Genomic DNA, 20,838 nt, shown 5'->3' on the forward strand with positions numbered 1-20,838 from the left:
CATTGACGACGGCGCCGATCTTCATACCGGCCTTGCGGCAATAGCGCAGCGAGGCAAGCGTGTCGGCGGTCTCGCCCGATTGCGAGATGAAGAAGGCGGCGTCATCCGCCGACAGCGGCATTTCGCGGTAGCGGAATTCAGAGGCGACATCGATGTCGACCGGCAGCCGCGCATAGCGCTCGAACCAGTATTTTGAGATCAGGCCGGCGAGATAGGCGGTGCCGCAGGCGGAGATCGCCAGCCGGCCGATCTTGGCGAAGTCGAAGGGCAGCTCCAGCGGCTTCGACACGCCGGAGACGAAATCGACGTAGTGCGCCAGCGTGTGCGAGATCACTTCCGGCTGTTCATGGATTTCCTTCTCCATGAAGTGGCGGCGGTTGCCCTTGTCGACCATGAAACTGGTCGACAGCGACTGCTGGCGCTTGCGGTCGACTTTTTTGCCATCGATGTCGAAGATGCTGACGCCGTCGCGGCGCACCACCGCCCAGTCGCCGTCTTCGAGATAGGTGATCGAGTTGGTGAACGGCGCGAGCGCAATGGCGTCGGAGCCCAAAAACATCTCGCCGTCGCCATGGCCGACGGCCAGAGGCGGGCCGTTGCGGGCGCCGACGATGAGGTCCTCGTCGCCCGTGAACATGATGGCCAGCGCAAAGGCGCCTTCCAGCCGCTTCAGCGCCTTGTGCGCGGCCTCGACCGGCTTCAGCCCTTTGGCCAGTTCCCGCGCCACCAGATGCGCGACGACCTCGGTGTCGGTCTGCGACGAGAAGACGTAGCCGTTGCGGATCAGCTCGTCGCGCAACTCGGCGAAATTCTCGATGATGCCGTTGTGGACAATGGCGACGCCGTCGGAAAAATGCGGATGCGCATTGGTCTCGTTGGGCACGCCATGCGTCGCCCAACGCGTGTGGCCGATGCCGATCGTGCCATCGAGCGGCTCGTCCTTCAGCCGCCGTTCGAGGTTGATCAACTTGCCTTCGGCGCGGCGGCGACCGAGCGCACCTTTCTCGACGGTGGCGACGCCAGCCGAGTCATAACCGCGATACTCCAGCCGTTTCAAAGCGTCGACAATGAGCGGCGCGACCTGGTGCTGGCCGACAATTCCGACGATACCGCACATGCGCCTGCCCCCGAGTCCCGATGGAAAACCAGCGCTATCTAGGGATTGCCGGCCTGCCGCGAAAGTCACTTTGCGTTTCGTCTGGTGTAACGGAGCGCTTGTCAACTCGATGCACCATGACAGACCGCTCTTGCAATCCGGTTACTGCAATCGCTCGATTTTTCAGGCGTCCGGTTCTCGTTTTCGCAATATCTGGCTAAGGTCCGGCCACGATGAGCCAAGCCACCGTCACACTCTGGCGTCCTGTCGGACCGAAGGAACTGGAACTGATCAAGGCGTCAGGGATGCAGGGATTCCCGCCGCGCCTGCCCGATCAGCCGATCTTCTACCCGGTTCTGACCGAAGCCTATGCGACGCAGATTGCCCGCGACTGGAACGTACCGGCCAGCGGCTCCGGCTTCGTCACCCGCTTCGACGTGCTGAAAAGCTTTCTCGACCGCTATCATGTCGAACATGCCGGCAGCAGGGCACATCTGGAATACTGGATCCCTGCCGAAGACCTCGCTGATTTCAACAAGGCGATCGTCGGCCGGATCGAGGTGACGGCCAGCTTCGGCAAGGCTGCTACCGACTGACCGCTAGTGGTCGGCGCCGGCTTTCTTTTTCGCCGCCGCCGCTGAGGCAAAGCGCTCGCGCAATTCCTTGCCCTTGCCGGGGATGGTCTTCTGGCGGGCGCGGCCGAAGGCCAGCGCATCGTCGGGCACGCTTTGGGTGATGACGCTGCCCGAGGCGATGTAGCCGCCCTTGCCGATGGTCACCGGCGCCACCAGCGACGAATTCGAGCCGATAAAGGCGCCCTCGCCGATATCGGTGAAGAATTTCGAGTAGCCGTCATAGTTGCAGGTGATGGTGCCGGCGCCGATATTGGCGCCCGCACCCACTCGTGCGTCGCCGATATAGGTCAGATGGTTGACCTTGGCGCCTTCCTCGATAACCGCCTGCTTGACCTCGCAGAAATTGCCGACCTTGGCCTTCTGCCGAAGATCGGCACCGGGCCTGAGCCGCGCGAATGGCCCGACATCGCAATTGGAGGCAACGCTGGCGCCTTCGATGTGGCTGAAAGCGTGGATCTTGGCGCCGGTGGCGATCTTCACGCCCGGGCCGAACCAGACATTGGGCTCGACGATCGTATCGGCGCCGATTTCGGTATCATGCGAGAAATACACACTTTCCGGTGCGATCAGCGTCACGCCCGACAGCATCGCCTCGCGCCGCTTGCGCGTCTGCCAGATGGCTTCCGCTTCGGCGAGCTCGGCCCGATTGTTGATGCCGAGCGCGCTTTCGAAGCTGGCTTCGGTGGCGACGACATCGAGGCCTTCGGCGCTGGCGATCTCGACGATGTCGGTGAGATAATACTCGCCTTTGGCGTTTTTGCTGCCGACCTGGTCGAGCAGATCGAGCGCATGCTTGCCCGCCACCGCCATCATGCCTGCATTGCAGAAGCCGATCTTTTTCTCCTCCGCGGAACAATCCTTTTCCTCGCGGATGGCGGTGAGCTTGCCAGCCTTTTCAATCAGCCGGCCATAGCCGGTCGGATTGGGCGGACGAAAGCCGACGACCACGACGGCAGCCCCGTCGGCCAGCTTCTGCCGGGCATTGGTGAGCGCCTCGGCATCGATCAGCGGTGTGTCGCCAAACATGATGAGGATGTCGTCATAACCCTTTGATATCGCTTCGCGGGCGGCCAGCACGGCATGCGCGGTGCCGAGGCGCTTTTCCTGCACGAACGTCTCGGCCCTGGGCGCGAATTTCGTCGCAGCCTTGCGCATCTCGTCGGCGCCATGCCCGATCACCAGAGCCTGGCTGGCAGCACCGGCGGCTTCCGCCGCCTTCACCACATGCGCGACCATCGGCAGCCCGGCGATCTGGTGCAGCACCTTCGGCAGCGCGCTCTTCATGCGCGTGCCTTCGCCGGCGGCGAGGATGACGGACAGGCAGGATCTCTGGCTCATGGAAAGACAACCGTATGAAATGGGATCAGGAATCGGAGAGTGGTAGCATCTGGCGCCATGTTGCACCAATGCGGTTAAATTCCGGTGAGACCATAGAGCAGCTGGCTCTTAATCAGCGGGTTTGCGGTGCAGTTTGGCAGGCGACCTACCCCAGCCGCCCCAGCACCGGGAAATTCTCCAGCAGCCAGTAAGACACCGTCTGCACGCCGCCGGTGAGGAAAAACACGCCGGCGACGACCAGCAGTGCGCCGATCGCCTTTTCGACACGGCCGAGATGGACGCGGAATTTGCCGAGGAAGCGCATGAAGGCGCCGGAAAACAGCGCCGCGATCAGGAACGGGATGCCGAGGCCAAGCGAATAGGCGGCGAGCAGCAGCGCGCCCTCGCCCACGGTTTCACGGCCGCCGGCCAGCGTCAGGATCGGTCCCAGAACCGGCCCGATGCAGGGCGTCCAGCCGAAGGCGAAGGCCAGTCCCATGACATAGGCGGCAAGGGCATTTGCCGGCTTGCCTTGCGACTGGAAGCGCGCCTCGCGCGACAGCAGCGGAATGCGCAAGATGCCGAGGAAATTCAGGCCCATCAGGATGATGAGCACACCGGCCGCCATCGCCAGCGGCTCCTGCCAGACCCGTAGCCAATGGCCGATGGTTGAAGCGCCGGCACCGAGCGCCACGAACACGGTCGAGAAGCCGAGCACGAAGGCGACCGATGAATAGAGCAGCGCGCCACGCGTGCCTTCCCGAGCCGTCACGCCCGCATCGCCGCGAAAATCGTCGACCGAGACGCCAGCCATATAGCAGAGATAGGGCGGCACCAGCGGCAGCACGCAGGGCGACAGGAACGAGATCGCCCCCGCCCCGACCGCGCTGACATAGCCGATATCCAATGCCATCCCGAAACTCCAAATTCGCTGGCGCCGATATAGCGACGCAAAACATCGTTCGCCAATCACCATCGTGTGGCATTTGGCTACAGGTACGGTTCGGCCGGAGGAATTGTTACCGGCCCATCGTCAGATGACCAAGCCAGGGAAGAAACGCTCCTCGCCAAGCGTTCACAGAGCGAAGCCGCGATTTCTGCGCGCTTCTTCGGATACCCAGGGAGATTTCCATGAAAACGATCACTGTTGGCCTGGCCGCGCTTTTGCTCAGCACCGCCGCATCCTTCGCCGCCGAAGCGTGGAAGGAAGCCGAAGTCAACGGCACCAAGATCTACACCGATGCCAACGGCATGACGCTCTATACCTACGACAAGGACGAGAAGGGCAAGTCCAACTGCTACGACAAATGCGCCGCTAACTGGCCGCCGCTGAAGGCCGAGGCCGGCGCCAAGGCTGACGACGAATGGACCATTGTCGACCGCACCGACGGCACCAAGATGTGGGCCTATGACGGCAAGCCGGTCTACACCTTCATCAAGGACAAGAAGGCCGGCGACATGACCGGCGACGGCGTCGGTGAAGTCTGGCATATCGTCAAGGCCGACTGATCGTTCGACCTCTACCCCGCCTGACCGACAGGACTCAGTTGGCTGCCGGCTCCAAGCGACCCGGCGGCCGGTTTCGTTTTTGCGGAACCTCGCAAGGACCGACAAGCGCGCAATCCCGAGTCGTTCCTCAAGACTTGGCGCTCAAACCGCGTGTCCTCGAATTCTGTGATTTTCTCCATACACTCTTAGAGTGTATTGCGTCAGACGTGCCAGCAATTTGGCCGCCTCCCCTTGACCGGATGCAAAAGCGCGGCCATGTGAGCGACAAATAGAACGAGATTTCGTCGCGCGCAGCGGAATCCTTCTGCCGCACCACAGCTGATATGAGAACTCATGGACGTCGTCGTCGTCGAATCGCCGGCCAAGGCAAAGACAATCAACAAATACCTCGGCAAGAACTATAAGGTTCTGGCCTCGTTCGGCCATGTCCGCGATCTGCCGGCTAAGGATGGCTCGGTGCGTCCGGACGAGGATTTCGCCATGTCCTGGGCCGTCGACACCGCGTCGGGCAAGCGCCTCGCCGACATCGCCAAGGCGGTCAAGGACGCCGATGGCCTGATCCTCGCCACCGACCCGGATCGCGAGGGTGAAGCGATTTCCTGGCACGTACTGGAAGTGCTGAAGCAGAAGCGCGCGCTGAAGGACAAGCCGGTCAGCCGCGTCGTCTTTAATGCCATCACCAAATCCTCGGTGCTGGAAGCGATGGCCAATCCGCGCCAGATCGATGCGCCGCTGGTCGATGCCTATCTCGCCCGCCGTGCGCTCGACTATCTCGTCGGCTTCACGCTGTCGCCGGTGTTGTGGCGCAAATTGCCGGGTGCCCGTTCGGCCGGCCGCGTCCAGTCGGTGGCACTGCGCCTCGTCTGCGACCGCGAATCCGAAATCGAGCGCTTCATCCGCGAGGAATACTGGCAGATCGCCGCTCTGCTGGGCACGCCGCGCAATGAGACTTTCGAGGCGCGGCTGACCGCTTTCGAGCGCAAGAAGCTGCAGAAGCTCGATATCGCCAACAAGGCGCAGGCCGACGACATCAAGGGCATGCTCGAGGGCGCAACCTTCAAGGCGCTGTCGGTGGAAGCCAAGCCGACCCGGCGCAATCCCGGCCCGCCCTTCACCACCTCGACGCTGCAGCAGGCGGCATCCTCTGGCCTCGGCTTTTCGGCCACGCGCACCATGCAGGTGGCGCAGCGCCTCTATGAAGGCATGGAGATCGGCGGCGAGACCACCGGCCTGATCACCTATATGCGAACCGACGGCGTGCAGATGGCGCCCGAGGCGATCGACGCCGCCCGTGACGCCATCGCCAAGGAATTCGGCCCCAAATATCTGCCGGAAAAGCCGCGTCAGTACACGACCAAGGCCAAGAACGCCCAGGAAGCGCACGAGGCGATCCGCCCGACCGATTTCATGCGCACCCCGGCTTCGGTCAGGCAGTATCTCGATTCCGACCAGCTGCGACTTTACGAGCTGATCTGGAAGCGCGCCATCGCCAGCCAGATGCAGTCGGCCGAGATCGAGCGCACCACGGTCGAAATCGAGGCGGTCAACGGCGCGCGCACGGCGGAGCTTCGCGCCGTCGGTTCGGTCGTCCGCTTCGACGGCTTCATTGCCGCCTACACCGACCAGAAGGACGACGACGCGGAGGACGAGGAAAACCGCCGCCTGCCCGAGATTCGCGCCGGCGAGCAGCTCGCTCGCCAGGCCATCAACGCCACCCAGCACACCACCGAGCCGCCGCCGCGCTATTCCGAGGCCTCGCTGATCAAGAAGCTGGAAGAGCTCGGCATCGGCAGGCCGTCGACCTACACCGCGATCCTGAAGACGCTGGAAGACCGCGACTACGTCACCATCGACAAGCGCCGGCTGGTGCCGCAGGCCAAGGGCCGGCTTTTGTCGGCCTTTCTCGAAAGCTTCTTCGAGCGCTATGTCGAATATGACTTCACGGCCTCGCTTGAGGAAAAGCTCGACGAGATTTCCGACGGCAAGCTCGCCTGGAAGGACGTGCTGCGTGACTTCTGGAAGGATTTTTCCGGCGCCGTCGCCGACATCAAGGAACTACGCGTCACCGACGTGCTCGATGCGCTGAACGAGGAATTGGCGCCGCTGGTGTTTCCCGCGCGCGAGGATGGCTCGAACCCGCGCATCTGCCCGAAATGCGGAACCGGCAATCTGTCGCTGAAGCTCGGCAAGTTCGGCGCCTTTGTCGGCTGCTCGAACTATCCGGAGTGTTCGTTCACCCGCCAGCTCGGCGACGCTGCCAACCCCAATGGCGAAAATGGCGGCGGCGAGGAGGGCACCAAGGTGCTGGGCAAGGACCCCTACACCGCTGAGGAAATCACGCTGCGCTCAGGCCGCTTCGGCCCCTACATTCAGCGCGGCGACGGCAAGGAAGCCAAGCGCTCCAGCCTGCCCAAGGGCTGGACGCCGGATACAATCGACCATGAAAAGGCGCTCGCTTTGCTGTCGCTGCCGCGCGATGTCGGCAAGCATCCGGAGTCGGGCAAGATGATCTCGGCCGGGCTCGGCCGCTACGGTCCGTTCGTGCTGCATGACGGCACCTATGCCAATGTAGACAGCATCGAGGACGTCTTCTCGATCGGCCTCAACCGCGCCGTGTCGGTCATCGCCGAGAAACAGCTGAAGGGCAAGGGCGGCCGCAATGGCGGCACTGCCGCAGCACTCAAGGAACTCGGCGACCATCCCGACGGCGGCGGAAAGATCGTCGTGCGCGACGGCAAATACGGACCTTACGTCAATTACGGCAAGGTCAATGCGACCCTGCCCAAGGGCAAGGATCCGCAGTCAGTGACGGTCGAGGACGCGCTGGCGCTGATTGCCGAAAAGGAAGCCAAGGGCGGCGGCGGCAAGAAGCCATTCCGCAAGGCGGCAGCGGCCAAGGCGCCTGCAGCCAAGAAAACCACAGCAAAGAAGTCGGCAACCAAGAAGCCGGCGGCGAAGAAAAAGGGATAGCAGCGTGGCGCGCAGGATCACCGGTAGAAGCCACGGCGATCCGCGCACCGCCGACACCAGGGCCAAGGTCAAGGACGACTACCGGCCCTCGCGTGACGAAATCCTGCGCTACATCGCCGAAAACCCCGACCGCGCGGGAAAACGCGACATCGCCAAGGCGTTCGCGCTGCGCGGCGACGACCGAATCTGGCTGAAGGACATTCTGCGCGACCTGCAGGACGAAGGCGTGCTGACCAAGGAGCGCAAGCGGTTGGCCCGTGTCGGCGCCCTGCCGCATGTCGCCATACTCGACATTTTTGGCCGCGACGGCGACGGCATCTTGCTGGCGCACCCGGCCGAGGCCGTGGGCCCGGGCGAACCGCCCGTCGTCTCGATCCGCGTCTCGCGCGGCGGCAACGGCCCGGCGCCCGGAATTGGCGACCGCGTGCTGGCCAAAACCTTCCCGACCGATGAGCCGACCGGCCCCGCCTATACCGGCCGCGTGATGAAGATTTTCGAGAAGCGGTCCGATGCCGTGCTCGGCGTGTTCCGCATCCTTAAGGACGGCACATTCCGCATCGAGCCGGTCGAACGGCGCCAGCCCGAACTGATCGTCGACAAGGAATTCCAGAACGGCGCTAAAAACGGCGACCTGGTCGAGGTCGAGCCGGCCCGGGCCTCCCGTTATGGTTTGCCGCGCGCGAAAGTGCTGGCGGTGCTGGGCTCGCTGACCAGCGAAAAGGCGGTCTCGATGATCGCCATCCATGCGCATGACATCCCGCATATTTTCCCGGCCGACGTCATCGCCGAATCCGAAGCGGTTAAGCCGGCGACGCTTGCTCAACGCGAGGACTGGCGCGACCTGCCGCTGGTCACCATCGACCCAGCCGACGCCAAGGACCATGACGATGCGGTGTTCGCTACGCCGGACCTCGACGAGAAGAACTCGGGCGGCGTGATTGCCACCGTGGCGATCGCCGATGTGGCGGCCTATGTCCGCTATGGCACCGCTCTCGACCGAGAGGCCTTGAAGCGCGGCAATTCGGTCTATTTCCCCGACCGCGTCGTGCCGATGCTGCCCGAGCGCATCTCCAACGACCTCTGTTCCTTGCGCGAAGGCCAGGACCGGCCGGCGCTGGCCGTGCGCATGACCTTCTCCGCCGACGGCCGCAAGCTGCGCCACTCTTTCCACCGCGTCATGATGAAATCGGCGGCCAAGCTCGCCTACCCGCAGGCCCAGGCGGCAATAGACGGTGTGCCGGACGAGAAAACCGGCCCGATCCTCGACACCGTGCTGAAGCCGCTGTGGGACGCCTACGCAATCCTCAAGCGCGGCCGTGACGGCCGCCAGCCGCTGGAGCTCGAATTGCCGGAGCGCAAGATCATGCTCAAGCCGGACGGCACCGTCGACCGCGTCATCGTCCCGGAACGGCTCGACGCCCACAAGCTGATCGAAGAATTCATGATCCAGGCCAATGTCGCCGCTGCCGAGGCGCTTGAAGCGAAGAAACAGGCGCTGGTCTACCGTGTCCACGATGCGCCGTCGCTGGCCAAGCAGGAATCGCTGCGCGAATTTCTCCAGACGCTCGGCCTGTCACTGGCGCGCGGCGCGCAGATGCGACCGAACCAGTTCAACGGCATCCTCGAGCGCGTGCGTGGCGCCGACAATGAAGGGCTGGTCAACGAAGTGGTGCTGCGCTCGCAGAGCCAGGCCGAATACTCGCCCAAGAACATCGGCCATTTCGGTCTCAACCTGAAGCGCTACGCGCATTTCACCTCGCCGATCCGCCGCTATGCCGATCTGATCGTGCATCGCGGACTGATTGCCGCACTCGGGCTTGGCCCGGGCGGCTTGACCCAGGATGAGGGGGCGCGGCTGGTAGACGTGGCGGTGCTGATCTCCGGCACCGAGCGTCGCGCCATGGCGGCGGAGCGCGACACGGTCGACCGGCTGATCGCTGCCTATCTCGCCGAGCGCATCGATGACCGGTTTGACGCGCGCATCTCCGGCGTCACCAAGGCGGGACTGTTTGTCCAATTGCCGCAGTTTGGCGCGGATGGTTTCATCCCGGTGTCAAGTCTGAACGGCGATTACTATATATACGACGAAACCGCGCGATCGCTGTTCGGAGAACGCACCGGCAAGGGTTATCAGCTTGCCGACCGCGTCGAGGTTCGCCTGATCGAGGTGGCGCCGATGGCTGGCGCGATGCGGTTCGAAATGCTGACCGACCCGAAGCCCCTGCCCGGCTCCAAGAGGTCTTTTCACAAGGCAAAAGGCCGCGCCCGTGCGTCGCAATCGCGCCCGGGGCCGCGCGGCAGGAGGCGGTAAATGCCGAAAGAATTAGGGATGGCAAGCGAACTGGGGATCCAGGAACAGGGTTTCGGCGGTGAACATCATTCGGGCCGGGTCGCCCGCCCGCTATGGACGGCGATGAAGCGTGGCGCGCTTGGCCGCTGCCCGCATTGCGGCGAAGGCAAACTGTTTGCCGGCTTCACCAAGAGCGTCGATAAATGCAACGTCTGCGGCGAGGAGCTTTACCACCACCGCGCCGACGACCTGCCCGCCTATCTCGTCATCGTCATTGTCGGCCACATCGTTCTCGGCGCCTTCATGGCTGTCGAGGCGACCTCGACGCTCTCCATGTGGCAGCACATCGCCATCTGGGTGCCGCTGACCATCGTGCTGTCGGTCGCTCTGCTGCAACCGGTCAAGGGCGCCGTCATCGGACTGCAATGGGCGCTCTATATGCACGGCTTCGGCGGCGAAAAGGACGGGACCGAGTCACGTCCCGGAACCTGACCCGCATCGGGCAATGTCGCCTGGCGCAACATGCCGACCGTGAAAGGCCACTTTCGTTTGCCAGAAGTTTCCGCTAGGTCCTGCGCCATGGAAGGTATGACCAAGGCGGAAGTCGACAGGATGGAGCGGGGCACGATCGCCCATAGCAGCCAGCCCATGCGTCCCCGCGACGCTGCAACCTTGATCCTGCTGGAACGCCAGGGTGACGAGGTGCTGGTGCTGATGGGCCGGCGCCATGCCGGCCACGCTTTCATGCCCGGCAAATTCGTCTTTCCCGGCGGCCGCACCGATCCGGCCGACAGCCGCATTGCCGTTGCCACAGCGCTTCATCCCGAGGAAGAAGCCAAGCTGACCGCCAGCGTAGGTCGCATCAGCTCGTCGCGGGCCCGCGCCATCGCGCTCTCGGCCATCCGCGAGACCTATGAGGAAGCCGGCCTGCTCATCGGCCGCAAGGCCGCCTTCGCTACGGACAAACGCGACTGGCAGGGCTTTGTCGAGCACGGCGTCCAGCCTTCCTTGGCGCCGCTTCGCTTCATTGCCCGCGCCATTACCCCGCCCAATCGCGTGCGTCGTTTCGACACCCGCTTCTTCAGCGCCTGGCGCAGCGATGTCGCCGTCGAGCTGCCGGGTGGCGGTCCGACCAATGAGCTGGAAGAACTGGTCTGGTTGCCGCTGGCCAAGGCGAGAGAGGCCGATATCCCCGACATAACCCGGACGATCCTGCAGGAGCTGGAAAAGCGGCTTGCCGACGATCCGCGACTGCGCCCCGGTGGCTCCGCGCCGTTCTACCGGCTTGTCCGCAACCGCTTCGTTCGCGAAATCCTTTAGCCCCGAAATTCTCTAGCATCGAGTAATTAGGCATCCCATGACGGTCGATACCCAGCAAGAGGGCGACGAACGCGTACACTGGCTACCGATGGTGGCTGCGATCTCGTCCATCAGCGTCGTCGGCATCGCCATCGGCCTCGGCATGCCGCTGCTCAGCGTCATTCTGGAGACGCGCGGCCATTCGGCTTCGATGATCGGCCTCAACACCGCGGTCGCCGGACTCGCCTCGATCGCCGGCGCCCCGCTGGCCACGCCGGTGGCGATGCGCTTCGGCGTCGCCTGGACGATGGTTGCCATGATCGTCGCCGGCGCTCTCGCCTTTGTCGGTTTCCATTTCGCCCCCGACTTCTGGATGTGGTTCCCGCTGCGCATCGTCCTGCACATCGCGCTCACGGTGCTGTTCATCCTGTCGGAATTCTGGATCAGCACATCCGCGCCGCCGCGCCGCCGCGGCCTGGTGCTCGGGATCTACGCCACCGTGCTGTCGCTCGGCTTTGCTGCCGGGCCGTGGATCTTCGCCCATATCGGCAGCACCGGCTTCAGGCCGTTCGGGGTCATTATCGTCCTGGTGGCCCTGGCCGCGATACCGGTGCTGGCCGCGCGGAACGAAAGCCCCACCATTGTGGTTGACGGCGAGACCAGCCACTTCCTGCGCTACATCTGGCTGGTGCCAACGGCGACTGCCGCGGTGCTGGTGTTCGGCGCCGTCGAGACCGGCGGCTTTGCGCTGTTCCCGGTCTATGGCAGCCGCATCGGCTATTCCGAAGCGGATGCAGCCCTTCTCCTCACTATGATCGGTCTCGGCAACGTGTTGCTGCAGATTCCGATCGGCATGATCAGCGACCGCGTCAGCGACCGCCGCTATCTGCTTTTGGCTTGCGCCGCGGTCGGGCTTGCCGGCACCATCTTCATGCCGTTCTTCGCTCAGAATTGGCACCTGATGGCGGCGCTTCTGTTCGTCTGGGGCGGTGTTGTGGCCGCTATGTACACGATCGGCCTTGCCCATCTCGGCTCCCAGCTTTCCGGCCATGAACTGGCCTCGGCCAACGCCGCCTTCGTGCTCTGCTACGGTGTCGGCATGGTGCTCGGCCCGCAGGCGATCGGCATTGGCATGGATGCGTTCGGCCCGTCCGGATTTGGCTGGTCGCTCGGCCTGTTCTTCGGTGCCTACATCGCCCTGGTCAGCGTCAGGCTGATCCGCAAGCTCCTGTTGTAACCCGCCCCGGCAAGCCCCTTTCCACAACGCAAAGACATGGCTGCTGACAGAACCGTGTCAGGAGGCCTCAGCTAAAAGGGTGTCCCAAAACACCCGAGTTTGAGGATACTGCCATGATCGACAGCGGCTTTGAAACCACATCGTTACGCATGACGCTCCTGCTGCTTGTCAGCTTCCAGGCCCCGGCAGCCGATGTCGACCGCATCATGGACGCCGTGGTCGCGATCGCCCCGCTCGCCATGGGCAAATACGATCGCAACGCCTATCAAACAGCGCACGGCATCGAACGCTACAGGCCACTTGAAGGTGCTGCCGCCGGCGCCGAGACCGAACTGCGCCGCCGCCCCGGCACGGTCGAGGTCTCGTTCGAACTGCCCGATGACCAGCCGCTCGCCGCCCGCGTCGTCGAGGCGATTTTCCAGGCGCATTCCTATCAGGAGCCGGTGATCCGCATTCAGCCGATCCTAGCCAGCCGCTCCAAGGGCCTGGACGACCGCGCCAATCCGAATCGCTGGTGGAACACCACCGGCGACTGGAAGAAAGCGGCAGCGCCGATACCGCAAAGCGCGTGATTTCAAGCCAACGGGCGGCTTGCCTGGGTCACAGCTGGTGCGCCGGGCTTGACTTTCCGGGCACGTTCTTTATGTGTCGCGCCAAGTTTCCCGCGTCCGGGTGTTTTCCCCCGCTCCAGCGGCCAAAACCCCACGAACATAACGGACTGATACAATGGCCAAAGCCGCAAACATCAAGATCAAGCTTCTGTCGACCGCCGACACCGGTTTCTTCTACGTGACCAGCAAGAACAGCCGTACCAAGACGGACAAGCTGTCCTTCCGCAAGTACGATCCGGTCGCCAAGAAGCATGTCGAGTTCAAGGAAACCAAGATCAAGTAATCTGGTTTTCCACACGTCTTTAAAACGCCGTCCCTTGGGGCGGCGTTTTTGTTTTGTAGGCTCAGAAAAGCCAGAAACCTCGGCAGCCTGACGCGGAGGGTTCAAGGTAATTTTTGGCAAAAAAGGGGGCCGGTCGGCGTATGGCAGCGGTACGAGGAGGCCACTATGTGCCAGCGCCGGCCGGCCGACCCCACGGACCCAGGAGATGCGGCGGACCTGAGCATCATGGGGTATCTTCGGATCGATGCGGCTGTCTACCCTCGCGCCCGCATCGCCTTTGTTCTTGCACCGCACATTTGCGCAACAACGCTGGAAAATCAATAGTTTCTTAACCAAGCCTCCCGAATCGCTTGGATTAAGGTAAATTCCTAACCCTGTCCGGTTGACAGCATAATCGGCGGTCCAGCCTACGCCGCCTTGGCGACAACGCGGTTGCGGCCGCCGCTTTTGGCCTCGTAGAGCGCCACATCGGCGCGCTTCATCAGCGCCGCGACCGTGTCCGCGCCGCTCAGAACCGACGACACGCCGACGCTGACCGTGACCTCGATCATCTTGCCTTCTTGACCGATGACAAACGGCAACTGGGCGATTTCAGCGCGAATGCGCTCGGCAACCTTTTCCGCCACCGCGCCGTCCGTGTCCGGCATCACCACGACGAATTCCTCGCCGCCGAAGCGGCAGGCAAGATCGATGCCCCTGACATTCTTGCGCAGCCGCCGGGCGAATTCGCGCAGCACATCGTCACCGCCGTCGTGGCCATGCGCGTCATTGACGGTCTTGAAGCGGTCGAGATCGGTGATCATCACCGACAGAGGCCGCCGCCGCGCCACGGCACGGTCGAACAGCGTCTGCAGATGGCTGTCGAGGTAGCGGCGGTTGTGCAAGCCAGTCAGCCCGTCGGTCACCGCCATCTCGATGGTCTGGGTGACGCTGGCGCGCAGCTGGTCGTTGTAGCGCTTGCGGCGCACCTGCGTGCGCAGCCGCGCCATCAGCTCCTGCTGGTCGATCGGCCGCATCAGATAGTCGTTGATGCCGAGTTCGAGGCCGCGGATGATGCGGCCCTCCTCGCCTTCCTTGGCAAGCAGGATGATCGGCAGGAAGCGGGTGCGATCGAGCGAACGCAATTGCGAGCATAGCCGCAGCGGATCGAAATCGGCAAAACCGGTCGAGATCAGCACGCACTCATACGGCGCCTCGGCAGCCTGGAAGAAACCGGCATGCGGGTCGGTGGCAATGTCGAGCTCGGCGCTGCCCCGCAGCATTTTCTGGATGCGCTCGAAGGAGGATTTGCGCTCGTCGATCAACAACACCTTCGGCGTCGCGTCCTCGGACGTGAAGCTGCGGCTCAACAGCGCCTCGATGCCGATGTTGCGGGTGGTCGAGGCGCGCAGACGCAACTCGTCGGTCAGCGACTTCAGCCTGACCAGGCTCTTGACCCGCGTCATCAGCTGCAAATCGTTGACCGGCTTGGTCAGGAAATCGTCGGCGCCGGCCTCGAGGCCGCGCACCCGGTCCGAAACCTGGTCGAGCGCGGTGATCATGACCACCGGTATATGCGACGTCGCCGGATCGCTCTTCAGCCGCTTGCAGACCTCGAACCCGTCCATGTCGGGCATCATCACGTCCAGCAGCACGACATCGACCTTGCCGTTTTCGCAGGTCTCGATCGCATCCAGCCCGTTGGAGGCGGTCAGCACCTCGAAATATTCGGCCAGCAGCCGAACCTCCAGTAGCCGCACATTGGCAGGGATGTCGTCGACGACGAGAATCCGCGCAGTCATTTCACAAGGCTCCGGCTGGAATGGGTGCTGGCATCAGGCATCACCCAGATAGGATTTGATGGTTTCGATGAAACGCGGCACCGAGATCGGCTTGGAGATGTAGGCCTCGCAGCCCCCTTGGCGAATACGTTCCTCGTCGCCCTTCATGGCGAAGGCGGTGACGGCAATCACCGGAATGGAACGGAGGTCGTCATCCTCCTTCAGCCATTTCGTCACTTCCAGGCCTGACACTTCCGGCAGTTGGATATCCATCAGGATCAGGTCTGGCCGGTGCTGGCGCGCCAGATCGAGCGCCTCGAGGCCGTTGCGCGTGCGCACCGTCTCGTAACCGCTGGCTTCGATGAGGTCCCGAAAGAGCTTCATATTGAGCTCATTGTCCTCGACGATCATCACCTTCTTAGGCATCGATTTCCCGTCCCGGCCGGGCTTCTGCCTGAAGCCTGCCGTCATGCGCCCTTGTCGGAGCACACCAAACCCTCCTTTACTCTACGACAATATGATTGACGAAACGGAAACCCGCAGCTGTAAAAGCCCTTCGGATTCCACCTCGAAAACCACATTGGATTGGGGCGGTGGCTTGCCGCAAGCGACGCTTGCCATTACTGCGGAAAAGAGACTCATTTCCGCAAACCAGAAGGTAATGATGGCAAACGCAGCGTCAATGCGCGAGGAGGCGGAAACCATTGCCGTGAAGGCACTGGGCTTCGTCGCCGCGGACCCCGAACTCCTGCCGCGCTTCCTGGCAATCACCGGCATCGAGGCGTCTGCTATCCGGCGCGCCGCAGCTGAACCGGGATTCCTTGCCGGCGTCCTGCAGTTCATCCTGGCCCACGAGCCGACCTTGCTGCGCTTTGCCGAGGAAACCGGCACCCCACCGGCTGCCGTCGGCAAGGCGTTGCGCGCGCTGCCGCTTGGCGGCGACGACCATGAGCATTCGATATGAGCGACGATCCCGAGACGGCACGCCAGATCGCCGAACTTGCAGCCGACGACCGGCCTCTGCTGATCCTCGACGTCGATGATGTCGTGCTCGAATTCATCCGGCCGTTTCCGCATTTCCTTAAATCGCGCGGCTTTGGGCTCACGCTGGCCTCCTTCCGCCTCACCGGCAACATCGCCGAAACGGCGAGCGGCCGGCTGATCGAACAGCCGGAGGTGACGGCACTGCTTGGCGATTTCTTCGACGCGCAGGCCGACTGGCAGAGCGTCACTGACGGCGCCGAACAAGCGCTTGCCAGTCTCGGCGACCGTGCCGAAATCGTCCTTTTGACCGCCATGCCGCACCGCCATCGCGCGGCGCGCCGCGCCCATCTGGACGCGCTCGGACTGCCCTACCCGCTTTTGACCACCGAAATGGCCAAGGGACCGGCGGTGGCGAAACTGCGCGGCAGCAAAGGGCGGCCCGTGGCCTTTGTCGACGACCAGCCGTCCAACCTCATCTCAGCGCGCAATTCCGTCGCGGATGCGCACCTGTTCCATCTGATGGCTGACAATTCGCTGCGCGCCTACCTGCCGCCGGTGCCGGACGACATCGTCTCGGTCGAGGACTGGCGCGACGCCGCGCCGAAGATCGCCAGCGCGCTCGGGCTCTAAGCCCAAGCGCTTCCAGGCCTGGCGATCAGGGCTGCAGCTTCGCCCCTGCACCGCCACTATTGCCCTCGCCAGGGCTCACATCCTGACCGGCGCCGTCTTCCACGGCCGGATCGGGGCCCTTCAGCATGGCGCCGTTGACCGTCACTGACCCATCATGCCTGGCGTTGATCACCCATTCGATACGGCCGTCCGGCAGCGTCTTGGCAAATCCCTTGATGGCCAGCGCACCGGTAAAAGCCTGCGAGGCCTGTGGGTCCGTCTTCGCCGCCTCCTGCAGGCTTGCCACGATCTTGTCGTAGCCGGTCACGTCGATGGTCACGTTGGCATCGGGCTTCTCGCCATCGGGAAAGGTCATGTCGCCTTCCAGCGCGATTTCCACGGCGCCATTCTTGACTGTGCTGTGGCCGATGACGACTTTCGGCCCATTGGCCAGGAAACCAGCCTTCAAGCCTTCGCCAAATTCCTCCGACAGCGGCGGGTTCTGGTTGAGATCGAAGGCTTCGATCGCCTTCTTGGCCATCGTGTCGAGATCGATGTTGGCTCCGCCGAAATTGAGGTCGATGTCGGTGGGCAACAGCGCGACGCTCCAGGCTGGAACAAGATGTTGCGGTATCGAGAGCCCCGACGCTTTGATCCCGTAGTTGATCGTCCCGTTGCGGGCGACGCCGTCCATGCCGAAGGCAACGCCTACTTTGGTTGCGCCGAAACTGCCGACCGGGCTGCCGACACTCACACCCTTGAAACTGTAGGCTCCATCGATTCGCTCCCATAGTGGCAGCGCGGACAGGAGACGCGACTTGAGTTCGGCCTGGTTGGCCTTCAGTTTCGCCTCATCCTCATTGGCCACGGCGAAGGCCAACAAGTCCAGAAGGGGCTTCGCCCGAAGCCCCTTGCCTTTTGCATCCACCGACAACTCCGGTGACTTAAACGTCAACAGGAGTTTCTGATCGTTATTGGGATTGTCGGTAGTGACCGCCTCGTCAAAGTCGGCGATCGTCTGGACGAGGTTGAAATCCACACCGCCATTCGCGCCCTTGGTGGCGCTCATGGTCGCGGTGCCGGCGCCGGAGCTCATCTCCGTTCGCTGCCTGGCATCCTGCTACGTCATCGTCATGCCTTCCAGCGACGAAGTCGCGCTGCTGAAAGCCGCCAGTTCGGGATCGTAGATACCGACGAACTTGCCCCCCTTGATCGACATCTTCATGCTTTGCGGACCCTGAGGCCCGCTGAACTCCATCGTCCCTTCCGGTGCCAGATTGCCTGAAACATCCCACGCGCCATCGTTGCGCGGCTTGGTCAACAGCGCATAGGGCGTAAGATCGAGCTTCAGGCCATCCTGTTTTGCCAAGAGTTCCACGAGCGGCTTGAAGTCGAACGCAAGCCTGTAGGCATCGCCTTCGACCGAGACTTTTACAAATCCAATATCGAAAGGCTTCTTGCCGAAATAGTGCGCCAGATTGTCGGCAAGTTGCTTGGCGCCCTCGCTGTCGACCGTCTGGCCAAACGCCGGTGCGCTGCAGGCAAGAAGCAAAACAAATGGCAAAGCGCGCTTCATATCGATCCTCCACTCTATTGCAGCTGTGAAAGCCGTTTCTACCACTGGTAGGGAAATACAATCACAGCTGCAAGACAAACCCCATGCATTGCTGCCTACAGCACTAGCCGCATCAGCGGCCGGCCGGCCTTGCGTTCGACAAGCCGCTCGAAGCCGGCCTTTTCAAACACACGCGACGAGCCGACGAACAGCCCGATCGAACGCGAATCGCGCGACACGTCGATCGGACAGGCCTCGACCAGCCGCGCCTTGTTCTGGCGGGCAAAGGCGATGCCGCCCTCGACCAGACGATGGCTGATGCCCCTGCCGCGCGCACTGGCGCGAATGAAGAAGCAGGAGATCGCCCACACGCCGGGATCGGTGGCGTCGGACGGATCGAACGGCGCCGAACCCCTGCCCCGATTGTTCCATTCGGGCACGTCGGCGCGTGGGCCGATCTGCATCCAGCCGACTGCCACGCCGTCCTCGAAAGCCAAAAGCCCCGGCGGCGGCCCGGCCTCGATACGCGCCTTGATAAGATCCTTGTTGCGCTGCTTGTCGCTGGCGCGCCGCGCCGCCGGCGCCTGTCTGAAATAGGTGCACCAGCAGCCGTAACAGGCGCCCTGCTTGCCGAAAAGATCCTCGAAATCCGCCCATAGGTCGGGCTTCAGCGGCGCTATGGTCGTGCTCATGAATTCTCTCCCGGCTAACCGCTTGTGGCGGCTTCCGTCCTGACGTACCATTGCATTTGTTCTCTTTATGTTCGCAGCGATGGCGGCCCCTGTCAACAATCCCGAGCACGGTTTTTGCCGCGACTGCCTGACCCTTCAGCGCAGCGATGTCAGACGCTGCGAACGCTGCGGCAGCCCGCGGCTCGCCCGTCATCCCGAGCTGTACCGGCTGCATCTCGCCCATATCGATTGCGACGCCTTCTATGCGGCGATCGAAAAGCGCGACAATCCGGCGCTGAAGGACAAGCCGCTGATCATCGGCGGCGGCAAGCGCGGAGTCGTCTCCACCGCCTGCTACATCGCCCGCATCAAGGGCGTCCGCTCGGCAATGCCGATGTTCAAGGCGCTCGAGGCCTGTCCGGAGGCGGTCGTCATCCCGCCCAATATGGAAAAATATGTCCGCGTCGGCCGCGAAGTGCGCGCGCTGATGCAGGCGCTGACGCCGCTGGTCGAGCCGCTCTCGATCGACGAGGCGTTTCTCGACCTCGCCGGCACAGAGCGCCTGCACGGCATGCCGCCGGCAGTGGTGCTGGCGCGCTTTGCGCTGACCGTCGAAAAGGAAATTGGCATCACCGTTTCGGCCGGCCTCTCCTACTGCAAGTTCCTGGCCAAGGTCGCCTCCGATTTCCGTAAGCCGCGCGGATTTTCTGTGATCGGCGAGGCCGAGGCGTTGGGTTTCTTGGCCGAGCAGCCGGTGACGCTGATCTGGGGCGTCGGCAAGGCTTTTGCCGCAACGCTCGAACGCGACGGCATCCGCACCATCGCCCAGCTGCAGCGCATGGAGCGAGCCGATCTGATGCGCCGCTATGGTGTGATGGGCACCCGGCTCTACCATCTGTCGCGCGGCCAAGATGACCGCCGTGTCGACCCCGATCAGGATGCAAAAAGCGTCTCGGCCGAAACCACTTTCGACACTGATATAGCTGAAATGGACGAGCTGGTTCCGGTGCTGCGAGGACTGTCTGAAAAGGTTTCGGCGCGGCTGAAAAAGTCAGGCATTGCCGGGCGCACCGTGGTGCTGAAGCTGAAGACGCAGGATTTCAAGCTGCGCACCCGCAACCGCCAGCTCGGCGACCCGACAAGGCTGGCCGATCGCATCTTCCAGACCGGCCTCGACCTGTTGCGCAAGGAGGCGGACGGAACGAAATACCGGCTGCTCGGCATCGGCGTCAGCGATCTCTCGGATGACGGGAAGGCCGACCCGCCCGATCTCGTCGATGTCGGCTCGCGCAAGCGAGCCATGGCCGAAAGCGCCATCGACACGCTGCGCGACAAGTTCGGCAAGAAGGCGGTGGAAACCGGCTACACCTTCGGCAAGGGCCGCAACGCCAACCCACCGGAGCCGATCGAGGATTGACGCTCTTGGTCAGATGCGCTGCAGATCGATGCGGCTCGTCACCACGCTCTTGCCGGTTTTCGGATCGACGTCGGTAACGGTCAACCGCATTCCGTCGCCGCTGGTTTTCTCGACCGTCAACCGCGCCTTGCGGTCGCCATTGACCTCCGTCGCCCAGCTGATGCCGAGATTGATCGCGTTGCCGGATCGGCTGCCGGCGAGCTGTGCCGGCCCGGTGCGCGATCCGACATAGACGCCGGTGTACTTCGCTCCACTGGCCTTCAGATCCGCGCTGATGGCGCGCGTCACCACGACAAGACCACGGCAGTTGCCGTCAAGCGACAATGAGGTCGACGTCGCGTCGGAATTGAAGGTGCAGGACACATTCACCGTCGGTGCGTCGGTGGTGACCTTGACTGTGCCCTTGCCGGAGAAATTCCCGTCCAGCGAACTCAGAAAACTAGCCTCGTCGGCATGAGCCGCGCCGCTTGCGGTCAGCAGGCAGCCGGCTAGCACAAATAGCGCCAATGATTTCATCGGAACCTCTCCCCCGTTGATATCGAAAACAGTACGTCCAGGGATTTGGCAAATACCGAGGGTCAACGCCTGCCGCAGC

At 63.1% G+C, this 20,838-nt stretch carries 21 protein-coding genes; 12 read left to right on the forward strand and 9 right to left on the reverse strand.

Features of this window, described 5'->3' with window-relative positions; all coding sequences use genetic code 11:
* On the reverse strand, positions 1 to 1,117 hold a 1,117-nt coding region (gene glmS, locus AC1DXM_RS28625; protein WP_477238401.1), incomplete at its 3' end, for a glutamine--fructose-6-phosphate transaminase (isomerizing).
* Between the two features lie 212 nt (positions 1,118 to 1,329).
* Here glmS and AC1DXM_RS28630 point away from each other — a divergent pair.
* Complete coding sequence (locus tag AC1DXM_RS28630) at positions 1,330 to 1,692, forward strand: ADP-ribosylation/crystallin J1 (protein ID WP_477238403.1); 363 nt, start codon at positions 1,330 to 1,332, stop codon at positions 1,690 to 1,692.
* 3 nt (positions 1,693 to 1,695) lie between these two features.
* Here the strand turns inward: AC1DXM_RS28630 and glmU are convergent, their stop codons facing one another.
* Both glmU and AC1DXM_RS28640 read right to left on the reverse strand, forming a co-directional pair.
* A complete protein-coding gene (glmU, locus tag AC1DXM_RS28635) occupies positions 1,696 to 3,069 on the reverse strand; it encodes a bifunctional UDP-N-acetylglucosamine diphosphorylase/glucosamine-1-phosphate N-acetyltransferase GlmU (protein ID WP_477238405.1) in 1,374 nt (457 codons plus the stop codon).
* A 145-nt stretch (positions 3,070 to 3,214) separates the two neighbouring features.
* Entirely contained in the window at positions 3,215 to 3,961 is a 747-nt protein-coding gene (locus AC1DXM_RS28640; protein WP_091575136.1) for a cytochrome c biogenesis CcdA family protein, read from the reverse strand.
* A gap of 218 nt (positions 3,962 to 4,179) precedes the next feature.
* Between AC1DXM_RS28640 and AC1DXM_RS28645 the strand changes: the two genes are divergently transcribed.
* The 8 genes from AC1DXM_RS28645 (at position 4,180) to rpmG (ending at position 13,247) form a co-directional block, all read left to right on the forward strand.
* Positions 4,180 to 4,557, forward strand: coding sequence for a COG4315 family predicted lipoprotein (locus AC1DXM_RS28645; protein ID WP_477238407.1), 378 nt, complete (start codon positions 4,180 to 4,182; stop codon positions 4,555 to 4,557).
* 333 nt (positions 4,558 to 4,890) lie between these two features.
* A complete protein-coding gene (gene topA / locus AC1DXM_RS28650; RefSeq protein ID WP_477238409.1) occupies positions 4,891 to 7,527 on the forward strand; it encodes a type I DNA topoisomerase in 2,637 nt (878 codons plus the stop codon).
* A 4-nt stretch (positions 7,528 to 7,531) separates the two neighbouring features.
* Positions 7,532 to 9,838 (forward strand): ribonuclease R, encoded by a 2,307-nt coding sequence (gene rnr, locus AC1DXM_RS28655; protein WP_477238411.1) that lies wholly within the window; start codon positions 7,532 to 7,534, stop codon positions 9,836 to 9,838.
* An 18-nt stretch (positions 9,839 to 9,856) separates the two neighbouring features.
* Entirely contained in the window at positions 9,857 to 10,309 is a 453-nt protein-coding gene (locus AC1DXM_RS28660) for a DUF983 domain-containing protein (RefSeq protein ID WP_477238589.1), read from the forward strand.
* 87 nt (positions 10,310 to 10,396) lie between these two features.
* Positions 10,397 to 11,137 (forward strand): NUDIX hydrolase, encoded by a 741-nt coding sequence (locus tag AC1DXM_RS28665; RefSeq protein ID WP_477238413.1) that lies wholly within the window; start codon positions 10,397 to 10,399, stop codon positions 11,135 to 11,137.
* A 37-nt stretch (positions 11,138 to 11,174) separates the two neighbouring features.
* Complete coding sequence (locus tag AC1DXM_RS28670) at positions 11,175 to 12,353, forward strand: MFS transporter (protein ID WP_477238415.1); 1,179 nt, start codon at positions 11,175 to 11,177, stop codon at positions 12,351 to 12,353.
* Between the two features lie 113 nt (positions 12,354 to 12,466).
* Complete coding sequence (locus tag AC1DXM_RS28675; protein WP_477238417.1) at positions 12,467 to 12,925, forward strand: YqfO family protein; 459 nt, start codon at positions 12,467 to 12,469, stop codon at positions 12,923 to 12,925.
* A 154-nt stretch (positions 12,926 to 13,079) separates the two neighbouring features.
* Positions 13,080 to 13,247: a 50S ribosomal protein L33 gene (gene rpmG, locus AC1DXM_RS28680; protein ID WP_006201775.1), complete on the forward strand. Its 168-nt coding sequence runs from the start codon at positions 13,080 to 13,082 to the stop codon at positions 13,245 to 13,247.
* Positions 13,248 to 13,654: 407 nt separating this feature from the next.
* Here rpmG and AC1DXM_RS28685 read toward each other — a convergent pair whose 3' ends face one another.
* Both AC1DXM_RS28685 and AC1DXM_RS28690 read right to left on the reverse strand, forming a co-directional pair.
* Complete coding sequence (locus AC1DXM_RS28685) at positions 13,655 to 15,028, reverse strand: PleD family two-component system response regulator (protein WP_477238419.1); 1,374 nt, start codon at positions 15,026 to 15,028, stop codon at positions 13,655 to 13,657.
* Positions 15,029 to 15,061: 33 nt separating this feature from the next.
* Positions 15,062 to 15,433: a response regulator gene (locus tag AC1DXM_RS28690; protein ID WP_142864985.1), complete on the reverse strand. Its 372-nt coding sequence runs from the start codon at positions 15,431 to 15,433 to the stop codon at positions 15,062 to 15,064.
* Positions 15,434 to 15,671: 238 nt separating this feature from the next.
* Between AC1DXM_RS28690 and AC1DXM_RS28695 the strand changes: the two genes are divergently transcribed.
* Positions 15,672 to 15,971: a DUF3572 domain-containing protein gene (locus AC1DXM_RS28695; protein ID WP_192258736.1), complete on the forward strand. Its 300-nt coding sequence runs from the start codon at positions 15,672 to 15,674 to the stop codon at positions 15,969 to 15,971.
* Positions 15,968 to 16,621 (forward strand): hypothetical protein, encoded by a 654-nt coding sequence (locus AC1DXM_RS28700; protein WP_477238422.1) that lies wholly within the window; start codon positions 15,968 to 15,970, stop codon positions 16,619 to 16,621. Before AC1DXM_RS28695 ends, AC1DXM_RS28700 begins: the two co-directional genes overlap by 4 nt.
* Positions 16,622 to 16,646: 25 nt before the next feature.
* Here the strand turns inward: AC1DXM_RS28700 and AC1DXM_RS28705 are convergent, their stop codons facing one another.
* The 3 genes from AC1DXM_RS28705 to AC1DXM_RS28715 form a co-directional block, all read right to left on the reverse strand.
* Positions 16,647 to 17,696: a hypothetical protein gene (locus AC1DXM_RS28705; protein WP_477238424.1), complete on the reverse strand. Its 1,050-nt coding sequence runs from the start codon at positions 17,694 to 17,696 to the stop codon at positions 16,647 to 16,649.
* 24 nt (positions 17,697 to 17,720) lie between these two features.
* Positions 17,721 to 18,176 (reverse strand): hypothetical protein, encoded by a 456-nt coding sequence (locus AC1DXM_RS28710; RefSeq protein WP_477238426.1) that lies wholly within the window; start codon positions 18,174 to 18,176, stop codon positions 17,721 to 17,723.
* 95 nt (positions 18,177 to 18,271) lie between these two features.
* Positions 18,272 to 18,847, reverse strand: a complete 576-nt coding sequence (locus AC1DXM_RS28715) for an N-acetyltransferase family protein (protein WP_477238428.1) — start codon at positions 18,845 to 18,847, stop codon at positions 18,272 to 18,274.
* Between the two features lie 67 nt (positions 18,848 to 18,914).
* Here AC1DXM_RS28715 and AC1DXM_RS28720 point away from each other — a divergent pair, with 67 nt between their 5' ends.
* Complete coding sequence (locus tag AC1DXM_RS28720) at positions 18,915 to 20,243, forward strand: DNA polymerase IV (protein WP_477238430.1); 1,329 nt, start codon at positions 18,915 to 18,917, stop codon at positions 20,241 to 20,243.
* A gap of 9 nt (positions 20,244 to 20,252) precedes the next feature.
* Here AC1DXM_RS28720 and AC1DXM_RS28725 read toward each other — a convergent pair whose 3' ends face one another.
* The gene (locus AC1DXM_RS28725) at positions 20,253 to 20,759 is read right to left on the reverse strand and encodes a hypothetical protein (protein WP_477238432.1); all 507 of its coding nucleotides are present in this window, start codon (positions 20,757 to 20,759) and stop codon (positions 20,253 to 20,255) included.
* Between the last annotated feature and the right edge of the window lie 79 nt (positions 20,760 to 20,838).

Source organism: Mesorhizobium sp. P3_A2 (assembly GCF_056403115.1).

Excerpts from the sequence above, each read along its gene's own strand:
- AC1DXM_RS28630 (WP_477238403.1), top strand. The coding sequence starts at position 1,330 with ATGAGCCAAGCCACCGTCACACTCTGGCGTCCTGTCGGACCGAAGGAA.
- glmU (WP_477238405.1), bottom strand. The coding sequence starts at position 3,069 with ATGAGCCAGAGATCCTGCCTGTCCGTCATCCTCGCCGCCGGCGAAGGC.
- AC1DXM_RS28640 (WP_091575136.1), bottom strand. The coding sequence starts at position 3,961 with ATGGCATTGGATATCGGCTATGTCAGCGCGGTCGGGGCGGGGGCGATC.
- AC1DXM_RS28645 (WP_477238407.1), top strand. The coding sequence starts at position 4,180 with ATGAAAACGATCACTGTTGGCCTGGCCGCGCTTTTGCTCAGCACCGCC.
- topA (WP_477238409.1), top strand. The coding sequence starts at position 4,891 with ATGGACGTCGTCGTCGTCGAATCGCCGGCCAAGGCAAAGACAATCAAC.
- AC1DXM_RS28660 (WP_477238589.1), top strand. The coding sequence starts at position 9,857 with ATGGCAAGCGAACTGGGGATCCAGGAACAGGGTTTCGGCGGTGAACAT.
- AC1DXM_RS28665 (WP_477238413.1), top strand. The coding sequence starts at position 10,397 with ATGGAAGGTATGACCAAGGCGGAAGTCGACAGGATGGAGCGGGGCACG.
- AC1DXM_RS28670 (WP_477238415.1), top strand. The coding sequence starts at position 11,175 with ATGACGGTCGATACCCAGCAAGAGGGCGACGAACGCGTACACTGGCTA.
- AC1DXM_RS28675 (WP_477238417.1), top strand. The coding sequence starts at position 12,467 with ATGATCGACAGCGGCTTTGAAACCACATCGTTACGCATGACGCTCCTG.
- rpmG (WP_006201775.1), top strand. The coding sequence starts at position 13,080 with ATGGCCAAAGCCGCAAACATCAAGATCAAGCTTCTGTCGACCGCCGAC.
- AC1DXM_RS28685 (WP_477238419.1), bottom strand. The coding sequence starts at position 15,028 with ATGACTGCGCGGATTCTCGTCGTCGACGACATCCCTGCCAATGTGCGG.
- AC1DXM_RS28690 (WP_142864985.1), bottom strand. The coding sequence starts at position 15,433 with ATGCCTAAGAAGGTGATGATCGTCGAGGACAATGAGCTCAATATGAAG.
- AC1DXM_RS28695 (WP_192258736.1), top strand. The coding sequence starts at position 15,672 with ATGGCAAACGCAGCGTCAATGCGCGAGGAGGCGGAAACCATTGCCGTG.
- AC1DXM_RS28700 (WP_477238422.1), top strand. The coding sequence starts at position 15,968 with ATGAGCGACGATCCCGAGACGGCACGCCAGATCGCCGAACTTGCAGCC.
- AC1DXM_RS28705 (WP_477238424.1), bottom strand. The coding sequence starts at position 17,696 with ATGAGCTCCGGCGCCGGCACCGCGACCATGAGCGCCACCAAGGGCGCG.
- AC1DXM_RS28710 (WP_477238426.1), bottom strand. The coding sequence starts at position 18,176 with ATGAAGCGCGCTTTGCCATTTGTTTTGCTTCTTGCCTGCAGCGCACCG.
- AC1DXM_RS28715 (WP_477238428.1), bottom strand. The coding sequence starts at position 18,847 with ATGAGCACGACCATAGCGCCGCTGAAGCCCGACCTATGGGCGGATTTC.
- AC1DXM_RS28720 (WP_477238430.1), top strand. The coding sequence starts at position 18,915 with ATGTTCGCAGCGATGGCGGCCCCTGTCAACAATCCCGAGCACGGTTTT.
- AC1DXM_RS28725 (WP_477238432.1), bottom strand. The coding sequence starts at position 20,759 with ATGAAATCATTGGCGCTATTTGTGCTAGCCGGCTGCCTGCTGACCGCA.